This is a genomic window from Phaeodactylibacter sp., from assembly GCF_040219495.1.
In the GTDB taxonomy this organism is placed as follows: domain Bacteria; phylum Bacteroidota; class Bacteroidia; order Chitinophagales; family Saprospiraceae; genus Phaeodactylibacter.
Map to the genome: position 1 here is coordinate 85,043 of NZ_JAVJSK010000118.1, position 7,828 is coordinate 92,870.

Consider the following 7,828-nt stretch of genomic DNA (forward strand, 5'->3'; position numbering starts at 1 on the left):
ATTATTCTTCAACGGTTAATGATGTGCTTAGACGAAGGTCTTCAGATGAGGTGCCGACCATAAGTTCGAAAGTGCCAGGCTCAATCACATGGTTCATGTTGATATCCCATATTTTGAGCTGCTCGGGCAGGATTTTCAGGGTTACCCTTTGAGTCTCTCCAGGCTCCAGCGCAAATCGTTTGAAACCTACCAGCTTTTTGATGGGCTGCGTTACGCTTGCATAATTGTCGTGCAGATAGAGCTGAGCCACCTCTTCTCCTGCCCGGTCACTGGTATTGGTTACCCGGAACCGGACAGTGACGGTATCTCCGGGCCGAATCATGCTGGCCGAAAGCTCCAGCCCATCGTATTCAAACTGACTGTAAGACAAGCCATGCCCAAAGGGAAAGAGGGGCTCGTTGAAATCTCCGATAAACTTGATTTTCCCTTTGCCGTTTGGGTGCCGGTTGTAATTGAGGGGGACCTGCCCGGTTACCTTTGGGAAGGTGATCGGTAGTTTGCCACCAGGGTTGTAGTTTCCAAAAAGGGCGGAGGCAATCGCGTGCCCGCCTTCGCAGCCGGGGTACCAGGCCATCATGACGGCATCCACATCATCAATCCATTTATACATTGTCAATACTGTGCCCGATTGAAGTACAACTGCCATCGGTTTGCCCAGTGCTGCCAGGGTCCTGATGAGTTCTTCCTGTGGCACGGAGAGGTCCAGGCTCGTCCGGTCCCAGTTTTCGTTTTCGTACATACCTGCCACAACGACCACTGCATCGGCATCCATAGCTGCTTCCACCGCCTTTGGAATATTGATGGCCTCGTTGATATCCCACCCCAGCTGAACGTAGGAACTAAAGCCTCCGTCAAAGTATTCCAGGGTGAAGGGGTAAGTCTTGCCCTGCTCGAGTTCAACCACTGCTTCTTTCATACGCCGGCCACCGCCCTTCCATTCATCGATGATAAGCTGGCCGTCCAGGTACAGGCGGGCACCATCGTCCATAGTGACCCCAAAGCGGACCGGCCCGCTCACCGGGCTGTTGAAGGAGCCGCTCCACCGGACAGAGAAGTTGGAAGCGGGGATGCCCTTGGGGCGGGCGTTTTTCCAATCGTGCTCAATGCGGTTTTCTGATCTGACAATTTTGGGCTGCCCTTCCAGGTTTTCGTTATCGAAATAGGCGGCCTGTACCGGCCCGTTCAGGTGCCGCTCATCGATAGGCGGATAGCCAAAATACTGCATTTCGACCCCCTTGGTATAGGTGACTTCGGCTGCCGGCAGCAGTTGCCGTATGCCATCAAGCACAGTCACTTCCTCCCTGCCAAAACCACCGTAGTGCCCCACCATAAGCCAATCAGCTAAAGGTCCAACTACCGCTACCTTTTGAACAGACTTGGAGAATGGCAGGCATTGATTGTCGTTTTTGAGGAGTACAAGCGCCTGTTGTGCCGCCTCCCGGGCTACCGCACGGTGGTCAGGGTGGTTATTGAGACGTATAGCTGCTGCGGGGTCGGCATAAGGCTGTTCAAAAATGCCCGTTTCCAGTTTTTGCAGCAGTATTCGGCGTACCGCGTCATTGAGGCGCGCCACCGGCACCAGCCCTTCTTTGATGGCTTCGCGCAGCGGCTCATCAAAGAAAGAACTGGGGGAGGACTTGTCGCAGCCGGCATTCATCAGGGCAGCGGCCAATTCTTTTGGCGTCTTGTAGATACCGGCTTCCTCGAAGATGAGGGTAGAGGAGTTGCCGTCGGTAGAGACGAAGCCTTCCAGTCCCCATTCGTCTTTCAGGATGCCCTGAATAAGCCAGGGGTTGGTGGCACAGGGAATGCCGTCAATATTGTTGTAGGCCATCATGACAGACGAAGCTCCTGCCTCTATACAGGTTTTGAAAGCCGGGAAGTAGTATTCACGCAAGTGGCGTTCGGTAAAATGCACAGGGCCGGTAAACTGCCCATCGAGCCCCATATTGGCTGCAAAATGCTTGACCATGGTGGAAAGGCCCGCTTTTTCCATTTCCCTCACGTAGGCAGCGCCCATGATACCGCTCAGGTAGGGGTCTTCTCCGTATGTTTCGTTGGTGCGGCCCCAGCGTGGGTCACGCGTCAGGTTGACCACCGGGGCCAGTACCCGGCTAATTCCCCGGCTTTTTAATTCTTTGGACAGTACAGCTGCTACCCGGGCTGATAAGTCGGGGTTAAAGCTGGCAGCAATGCCCAGGGGCGAAGGGAAACTCGTTGATCCATTGCCCATGTAAGCGAAAAGGCCTTCCCCTGACCTTGTGGCAGGAATGCCCAGTCGGGTATGTTCTATCTGGGCACGCTGATAGGTATTGTACGCTTCGGTACTGGCTTCAATATCAGCATCCTTTGACATGAAACCGAAGGCGCCTACGCCTAAGTCACCAGGTTTAGCCAGGTGCATTTGGTTTTGCAATTGTGCGATTTTCTCTTCCAGGGTCATCCGCTGAACCAGGTCATCCGCTCGTTCAGCATAGGTGTAGGCCGTATCCTGGTATACAGGCAATGACTGGGCGCTCCCCTGAATATGGCATAGTAGTAATGCAAAGAGTAGGAGGTGGATTTTACGAGTCATGATGAATTACTATAAATGTGTATCTGTAATAGCTGATTCCTGATTGTTTTGATGCAGCTTTAAGGCCTGAAAAAGGTGAAATCTAGGGTTTATACCAACTTCACCTGTCCTGTGGTGTATGTCATGGTGCCGTCAGGTCTGAGTAGTGGATTGTGGGAAAAAGCAGAGAACCACTATTTTACAGGTCAAACTGAAAAAACAACTTATGCAGGCCATTTTAAAATTCAACAGACTACTACTTATTAGCCTCAGTCTGTTTGCACTAGACCTGAACGGTCAACAAATTGATTTAGAACACTTTGAAGCCCTTGCGCCCCGTAGCATCGGGCCTGCGGGCATGAGTGGCCGGGTAACGACTATCGATGTGGTCAACCGTCAGTCCAACCGGATTTATATTGGGACGGCCTCGGGCGGGGTCTGGTACTCCGGCAGCGGGGGCATCAACTGGGAGCCGATTTTCGAAGATGCGCCTCTGCAGTCCATCGGTGCGCTGGCCATCAACCAAAGCAACCCGGACGAGATTTGGGTGGGCACAGGAGAGGGCAACCCCCGGAATTCTCACAACAGCGGAGGGGGGATTTTTAAGTCCATCGACGGCGGGAAAAACTGGAAACGGATGGGGCTGGAAAACACAAAAACGATCCACCGTATCATCATCCACCGCGACAATCCGGACATCGTGTACGCTGCGGCTTTGGGCTCGGCATGGGGCCCTAATTCAGAGCGGGGCGTGTTCCGTACGAAAGATGGGGGCGACACCTGGGAAAAAGTACTGTTCGTCAACGACTCCACTGGCTGTGCTGATCTGGTGGTCGACCCTTCCAACCCGAATAAACTGATCGCTGCCATGTGGGAATTTGGGCGTAAGCCCTGGTTCTTTACATCCGGGGGGGAAGGTTCGGGTCTTTACATTTCCTTCGACGGGGGCAAGACTTGGGAAGAGCGGACATCGGAAGACGGCTTACCGAAAGGGGAACTCGGGCGTATGGGGTTGGCCATTGCACCGTCCAAGCCTAATATCGTCTATGCCCTGATTGAAGCAAAGAAAAACGGCTTTTATAAATCCACAGACGGCGGGTTCAACTGGAAGCTGGTCTCTACAGAAAACATTGGTAACCGGCCCTTTTACTATGCCGATATTTTTGCCGACCCGCAGAACGAAAACCGGGTTTTCAACCTCTGGTCTTATCTGTCTAAGTCTGAAGATGGTGGGAAGACCTTCGAGCGTTTCGGCCGTGGTACGCACCCGGATCATCATGCCTTTTGGGTACACCCCGATAACCCGGCTTACATGATGGAGGGCAACGACGGAGGCCTGAACATTAGCCATGACGGGGGTGAAACCTGGCGCTTTGTGCAGACCCTGCCCCTGGCACAGTTTTACCACATCAGTTATGATATGGACATTCCGTACCACATAGCCGGAGGTATGCAGGACAACGGTTCCTGGGTAGGCCCCAGTGCAGTATGGGAGTACGGAGGTATTCAGAACACGGATTGGCAGGAGGTTTACTTTGGGGATGGTTTCGATGTGGTTTTCCGGCCCGATAACAACCGCTACGTTTATGCGATGTCGCAGGGTGGCAATGTCTCCTACATTGACCGGGAAACAGGCAAAAGCCGCTTTGTGAAACCGGTACACCCGAAAGGGGAGGAGCTGCGTTTCAATTGGAATGCCGCCATTGCCCAAAACCCTTTTCATGACTGTGGTATTTATTTCGGCAGCCAGTATGTGCATAAAAGTATGGACTGCGGACTAACCTGGCAAATCATTTCTCCGGATTTGACGACTAACGATTCCACCAAACAACGGCAGTTTGAGAGCGGAGGGCTGACTATTGATGATACCCGGGCCGAAAACTTTACCAGTATTCTGGCGATTGCTCCCAGCCCGGTCCGCGAGGATGTAATCTGGGTAGGTACAGACGACGGGCACCTGCAGCTCACACAAGACGGGGGGCAGTCCTGGGCCGAACTCAGTGATCAACTAAAAGGAGCCCGCCCCGGTAGCTGGATCCCTTACATTGAAGTCTCTGAAAAAAATGCTGGTGAAGCCTTCGTGATCGTGAATGATTACCGGCGAAACGACTGGCGCCCCATGGCGTTCCACACTAACGATTTTGGACAGACGTTTACCCGAATAGTCGATGAAGAACAGGTCGAAGGGTTCGCACTTTCTATAATACAGGACCCGGAAGTGCCTAATCTTTTATGGCTTGGGACAGATTACGGGCTGTACTTTAGTATGGATACGGGTGAAAACTGGCAACAGTGGGATCAGGGCTTCCCTTCCACGCCGGTTCAGGACTTGCAACTGCACCCCCGGGAAAAGGACCTCATCATTGGTACATTTGGGCGCTCGGCCTGGGTACTGGATGACACCCGCCCGGTACAGGAAATTGCCCGGTCTGAAGGGGCGCTGCTGCAGGATACCTTCCGAACGTTCCCTGTGCCAGATGCTTATCTGGCCAACTACAAAAGCTACGAAGGCTCTCACTTTCCGGCTGATGGGGAGTTTAGCGGTAAAAACCGTTCGCCCTATGCCCGCATCACAGTTTGGCAAAAGCCAGCTGAAGAAGAGGAAGGCGATGATGCCGAAGATGCAGCGTCAAAAAAAGAAGCGGATACCTCCGAAACTGAGGAGCCAAAAGGCAGGCGCCCCGGTAAAGAAGCCAAAGTGGTGGTACTGAATACCGAAGGGGATACCATTCGGCGGTTTTCTGAAAAACTGAAGCCCGGTATGAACCGCTTCACCTGGGATTTGCGTGCGGAAGGCGTGCGCTTCCCCAGCCGGCGGGCAGCAAGGCCCGATGCTGATCCGCCCCGGGGCTATCAGGTGATGCCCGGCAGGTACAGGCTGGTAATCCATAATGGCGACTTTACCGATTCCACGGAGGTGACTGTACATGCGGACCCGAGGCTTGATGTAGACCTGGCTGATCTAAGGGCGGAACAAGCAGCCTACCAGGAGTTTTATGAATTGGTGGAACAGGCTACTGCGGCTTTTACCCGCTTGCAGGAAGCCAGAAAGGCCATCAAAAGGGTGGAGGAAGCCCTCGTCTATGCACCAGATAGCACCCTGAAAGCAATCAAAAAACAGGGTGAAGCTTTGCAGGACAGTATCACGCAACTGGAAGAACGCTATATGCTCCCGGAAGACTTTAAGGGGATTCGGCGGTCTACCGGACTGCTCAACAGCACCCTGTATGGCGTTTATTCTTACCTGGATGGGGTAGAGGGTAGCCTGGCGCCTATGGGCAGGTTGATGCTTGATCAGGCCAAAGCCGAAACAGCGGAGGTGACGCAGGCCATCGAGGATTTCTTTGAAACGGATTTCGCCTCGTACCGGAAAGCGGTGGAACAGGTCCCGTATACGCTATTTGAAGAGTAGAAGAACGCTGCACGTAAAACTGAAGAAGCCCCGTTGGCATTGCGCTGACGGGGCTTCTTATTGTTTGAAAAGGTTGCAGACCGGTTTACTATTTGGTCTTTTTTCCGCCTTTGAGCTCCTTTTGCAGTTTGTCGAGCTTCTCCCATGCTCCGGCCTCAGCCAGTTTAGCCTGCTCCATCCAGGTGGCAGGGTCATGCATTTTGTAACGGGAGCCCGCTGCAGCCAGCACTTCCTTGACCTTAGACTTGTTAGCAGTAGCCAGGTCCTTGAAGGTTTTGATGCCTGCCTCGCCCAGGAGGGTAGCGATCTTTGGCCCGATGCCTTCGATCTTTTTCAGGTCATCAGCAGCTACTTTCGTGCTTGCTGCTTTTTTGCTTGCTGCCTTTTTTGCAGGAGCTGCTTTTTTAGCGGCAACCTTTACAGGAGCGGCTTTCTTAGCCTCCTTTTTAACAGGTGCTGCCTTGGCCGCTTTGGCAGGTGCTGCCTCAGCAACCTCTTCCAACACTAATACAGAGTTGTCAATGCCAGTGTATGGCGAAGGGACGTAGCCATCTGCCTGATGGTCATTTTCCCAGTAGGCTTCGTCAATGAGATAACGGAACTGGTACTGACGGCCGGTTTCCAGCTCGAGTACGGCTTTGTACTCGTCCTTCGCGGCTTTCATTTTTGTAGCAGACTCCGGGCTCCAGTTGTTGAAGTCACCGAGAAGTTTTACTTCCTTAGCGCCATTTACGGCGTGGGCAGGCAGGCTGAAGGTTACCTTGCAGGCTGGCTTAGTTTTCAGATACTGTTTCTTAAGCATGGTTATAAGTTTTTTGATAGTGTTTGGTTTACACTAAGGTGCAAAGCTATTACAAAAATAGCTTTAATTCAATGCCTGTACAAAGATAATTGCCTGATTATCAATAGTCGCTTGTCTGGGCTGGACAACAAAGGCATGGTCAGTAGAGGTAGGCTCGGAACAAAAAGTGCAGATTCTTAGCTTACTCCGTTTTCTTTTTTTAGGCGACCGCTCCTTTCCGAATTTACTACGGTTTTAAAAAAGTGGATTTAGCCCGGGCATTTCGGCCAAAAAATATTTTCTTATTTGGATTTTTTTTATTTAACTTTACATTTGTCTTAACGACCCAAACGATAGTACGCTACACAAAAACTCACCGGCTTCAAAGCCATTCCCTTTACCTACGACACTTAAAGGCTATTCATTTAGCCTCCTGTAATAGAGTATACACCCTTGATTTTGCGAAAAAAGCGCCTAAAACTCAACAATACAGCGCTTACAGCCTGAGATGTAATTCCCCTGTGCCAATTGACAGGCTGTTGTTTTACGCAAATTATAATCCACCTGCTACTAGTTAAAACTGAAGCTACGGCTATTGTGCTGTAGCTGAAGTATCCGCGCATGTGTACTATGCCGGTAAAGTCAGTCCTGCCCACGGGTAAGGGGCTGCACTAAGAAGTATTCTGCCTGCTTAGCGGCGAGGCCAACAACGATCTGGAGCCGAACAATACTACTTAAACCTGCAGAACTCCAGCCAAACACTATGAAATTTTTTAGCCGCTAAACCAACGGATGCCTGCCTTATGTGCAGTGCATCCGTTTTTGGTTGCGTGAAAGGGGCTTATACAAAAGACTTGATGCGTTGGGGATCATTACAAGGTTAAAATGGCGCTGCCCCTTCCCATCCCGGTTCTACCGGGCTGCCTTTTTTCAGTCACTTAGAGCATGTTTGGAGCGGTTTCGTCATGAAAATCAAGGATTTATGGTTCTGGCAAAGTCACTAAATTTGAGTTTAGCGGGCTAAATGAAAAATTTAGTGAGGAAGTCAGAGCTTGCCCCGCATTTCTGCGGGGTTCATAAA

At 51.6% G+C, this 7,828-nt stretch carries 3 protein-coding genes; 1 reads left to right on the top strand and 2 read right to left on the bottom strand.

Annotated features, from left to right (window positions below; all coding sequences use genetic code 11):
- Position 1: 1 nt before the first annotated feature.
- Entirely contained in the window at positions 2-2,575 is a 2,574-nt protein-coding gene (locus RIC19_RS18570) for a glycoside hydrolase family 3 C-terminal domain-containing protein (RefSeq protein ID WP_350179855.1), read from the bottom strand.
- Between the two features lie 205 nt (positions 2,576-2,780).
- On the opposite strand from RIC19_RS18570, the gene RIC19_RS18575 reads away from it, so the two are divergent.
- Entirely contained in the window at positions 2,781-5,966 is a 3,186-nt protein-coding gene (locus tag RIC19_RS18575; protein ID WP_350179856.1) for a WD40/YVTN/BNR-like repeat-containing protein, read from the top strand.
- Between the two features lie 88 nt (positions 5,967-6,054).
- Here RIC19_RS18575 and RIC19_RS18580 read toward each other — a convergent pair whose 3' ends face one another.
- On the bottom strand, positions 6,055-6,768 hold the full coding sequence (locus tag RIC19_RS18580; RefSeq protein WP_350179857.1) for a helix-hairpin-helix domain-containing protein: 714 nt from the start codon (positions 6,766-6,768) through the stop codon (positions 6,055-6,057).
- Positions 6,769-7,828: the final 1,060 nt, after the last annotated feature.

What these genes read in the sequence shown, in the direction of transcription:
- RIC19_RS18570 (WP_350179855.1), bottom strand. Translation starts at nt 2,575, where the DNA reads ATGACTCGTAAAATCCACCTCCTACTCTTTGCATTACTACTATGCCAT.
- RIC19_RS18575 (WP_350179856.1), top strand. Translation starts at nt 2,781, where the DNA reads ATGCAGGCCATTTTAAAATTCAACAGACTACTACTTATTAGCCTCAGT.
- RIC19_RS18580 (WP_350179857.1), bottom strand. Translation starts at nt 6,768, where the DNA reads ATGCTTAAGAAACAGTATCTGAAAACTAAGCCAGCCTGCAAGGTAACC.